Here is a 3,228-nt window from a genome sequence, read left to right on the forward strand (position 1 = left end):
CCGAGCGCGAAGAGACCCAGAGCGTCATCGCACGCCTTCAGGAGCTCAAGCAGAGCGACATCGAGCCAGAGCTTCCCGATATCAGCGGCTCGCAGCAGGCCATGGCCGACTTCATCGACAACCGCTTCCAGGCGCGGCGCCAGAGCGGAGGTGAGCAATGAGAAAACTCCTTCTGCTGATCGTCGCCGGCCTTGCCGTCGGCGCTCTGTTCGGCCACCTGATGATGTCGGTGCCCGGCTACTGGCTGATCCGCGTCGGCGATACCTCGGTGCAGACCTCGTTCTGGTTCGGCCTGGTGCTGCTGCTCGGCGCCTTCATCGTGGTGCATTTCGCGCTGCGCCTGTTGACCGGCATCATTCGCCCGGTCGGGCGCTTTCGCACCTGGAACGCCCGCGCGCGCAACCGTCGCGCCAGCAAGCGCACCGTGCGCGGGCTGGTGGCGCTGACCGAAGGCCGCTTCAAGCGCGCCGAGCGTACCCTGGCGGGGGCAGCCGAGGACTCCAGCACGCCGATGGTCAACCACCTCTCGGCGGCGCTGGCCGCCCACTACCTGGGCCATCACGAGCGCGCCCAGGAGCACCTCAACCAGGCGCAGCTCACCACCGACGGCGCCGATACCGCCGTGGGCCTGATGCAGGCGCAGCTGATGATCGACCGCCAGCAACCGGAGGAGGCGCTGGCGATCCTCACCCGTCTCGACCAGAAGCTGCCCAACCATCCTCAAGTATTGAAGATGCTCAAGCAGGTGTACCTCAGCGTCAGCGACTGGGAGGGGCTGCGCCATCTGGTGCCGCGCCTGGTGGCCAAGAAACTGATCACCCAGCAGGAGCGCGAGCAGCTCGAGTTCAAGGCCTACCGCGAGCTGATCCTGTTCGAGGCCGGCAATCCGGCCAACATCGAACGGGTACGCGGGCTGTGGGCGGACATGCCGGACTACCTGCGCGGCAATACCGAGCTGATCGTGCTCTACGTCGAGGCGCTACTGCAGGCTGGTGAAGAAGCGCTCGCCGAGCGCCTCTTGAGCCAGTCGCTGGATAGCCATTGGGATGCGCGGCTGGTCAAGCGCTTCGGGCTTTTAGGCGTCGATGCCGCGCGCCAGCGCACCCGCGCCGAGAAGTGGCTGCAGGAGCGCCCCAACGATCCGGAGCTGCTGCTCGCCTGCGCACGGCTATCGCTGCGTACCGGCCAGTGGGAGAAGGCGCTCGAGTACTTCGAGGCGAGCCAGCGCCAGCGCCCGAGCGGCGAGGTATGCGCCGAGCTCGCTCGCCTCTACGCAAGCCTTGGCGAACACAACAAGAGCCAGCTCTACTACCGCCAGAGCGTGGAGATGATGGCGCAGTCGCTGCCGTCGCTCCCCCAACCCAGCGACGAACGCGACAGCGACGGCCCCGGTAAGGCCGGTAAAAAACGCCGCTGACGACAGCGTCGCAACGATGAAAGGGTGCCCTCTCGGGCACCCTTTTTTCATGGGCGCCTGGTCGGCCCCTGCCTGCCAGCCTGCCTGCCCCGCACCCGTTCCTCCCGCCTGTCTTGGACTCCTCTTTCTTGAGGTTGAGGGCGCGCTACGCCCTGCCTCGATGAACCGTCAAGATAGATAGCATGAAAAATATACAAAATAAGCGAACGGTCTAGTCGATTTTAAGCGCTTTTTATTCTATTTTTTCAATAATACTATAGTCGCATGTTCTCGAGCGGACACCGCGAAAAGAACCTTATAACCAAATGAAAACATTCGAATTCAAAGGTACGCCACCATGAAAAGACTGACCGCTACTGCCGCCATCGCTCTTGCCCTCGTGTCCGGCTCCGCTTTCGCCGAGCGCGGCTCCGCCGAACTCAACGCCATCAGCCAGCCGAGCTCCACGGTCGCGCACCAGAGCACCGGCACTCAGGCCTCCGTCGAGCAGGTTATCGCGCGCAACAGCGCATCCGGCGAGCAGGTCACTCCCGCTCACTCCCACGCCAGCGACCACGCCCAGAGCGATCGCAAGGCCTCGCTGAGCCAGCTGACCGCCAAGAACGGTGCCACCGGCGAACAGACGCCCAACGCTGACGCCCAGGGCTGATCGCGGTACACCCCACTCTAGTGGGGCGCTAAAGCGCCAATGAAAAGGGGTACCCCACCGGGTACCCCTTTTTCGTGGCTGGTCGGGTCATAGCGGCGAAGTGGGTGAGGCCGTGCTCGCTGCCGGGGCGGGCTCGACGGGCTCGATCACCGAGGTGCAATGACCGCAGCGGGTGGCCTTGATCGGTACGACCATCAGGCAGTGCGGGCAGGGTTTCTCAACGGGGCTCTTGGGCGCGACCACTTCCTCGCGCTTGAGCCGGTTGATGCTGCGCACCAGCATGAACACCACAAAGGCGACGATGGTGAAGCTGATCACGGCGTTCAGGAACAGGCCGATATTGAGCGTCACCGCCCCCGCCGCCTGGGCAGCGCCCAGAGTCGGATAGGGACCCGCTACCGCACCCTCGCGCAACACGATGAAAAAGTTCGAGAAATCGATACCGCCCACCAAAAGTCCGATCACCGGGTTCATGACGTCCTTCACCATGCTCTGCACGATCAGCGTGAAGGCCCCGCCGATGATGATCCCCACCGCCATGTCGATCACATTGCCCTTGACGGCAAACTCGCGAAACTCCTTGATAAATTTCGACATCTCACCTTCCCTCATAGAAATGGTTTATTAGCATATAACGTTTTAAGCTTAATACCAGTCTCGTCAAAGACTTACCAAAGCGACATGGAGCATTCGAAAAACGTTGTCTTTCTCTTGCCAACAAGAGAAAACCTCATTGGCGCAACCCGAGGGCGACCTCGAGTGTCTCATTAACGACACGACGTGCATCACGCTCGAGTTTGCTTTGTCAGTATAAGTGGCATTCGTGCCAATATGCAGAAAGGCAGCGAGCAGCTCAGGCAGGGATTACAACAACACGCCAGCGACAGACGAAAACTATAAGAAAAACACCCATGACGTTCAGGTGATAGAGGTACAGGCCATGACACCCGATCAAGCAACAACCGGCGCGACCACCTCGCGTCCCAGCGCTCCGCAGACCCTCGGTTTTCTTCTGTTGGACAACTTCACCCTGATTTCCCTTGCCTCGGCGATCGAACCCCTGCGCATGGCCAATCAGCTGGCCGGTCGCGAGCTCTATCGCTGGTACACGCTGACCCAGGACGGCTCGCCGGTGCGCGCCAGCGACGGGCTCAACGTGACC

At 61.9% G+C, this 3,228-nt stretch carries 3 protein-coding genes and 1 pseudogene; 3 read left to right on the plus strand and 1 reads right to left on the minus strand.

The features are described 5' to 3' along the window. The first annotated feature begins 157 nt into the window (after window positions 1-157). Entirely contained in the window at window positions 158-1,417 is a 1,260-nt protein-coding gene (locus tag BIS11_RS13620) for a heme biosynthesis HemY N-terminal domain-containing protein (protein WP_253424051.1), read from the plus strand. A gap of 337 nt (window positions 1,418-1,754) precedes the next feature. Further along, entirely contained in the window at window positions 1,755-2,066 is a 312-nt protein-coding gene (locus BIS11_RS13625; RefSeq protein ID WP_253424054.1) for a hypothetical protein, read from the plus strand. 87 nt (window positions 2,067-2,153) lie between these two features. Here the strand turns inward: BIS11_RS13625 and mscL are convergent, their stop codons facing one another. Beyond that, window positions 2,154-2,663, minus strand: coding sequence for a large-conductance mechanosensitive channel protein MscL (mscL, locus tag BIS11_RS13630; protein WP_253424057.1), 510 nt, complete (start codon window positions 2,661-2,663; stop codon window positions 2,154-2,156). Between the two features lie 343 nt (window positions 2,664-3,006). Here mscL and BIS11_RS13635 point away from each other — a divergent pair. Continuing rightward, window positions 3,007-3,228 (plus strand): annotated as a pseudogene (locus BIS11_RS13635) (GlxA family transcriptional regulator); the annotation flags it as partial.

The sequence above is a fragment of the Halomonas sp. 707D4 genome, from assembly GCF_024158685.1.
In the GTDB taxonomy this organism is placed as follows: Bacteria; Pseudomonadota; Gammaproteobacteria; order Pseudomonadales; family Halomonadaceae; genus Vreelandella.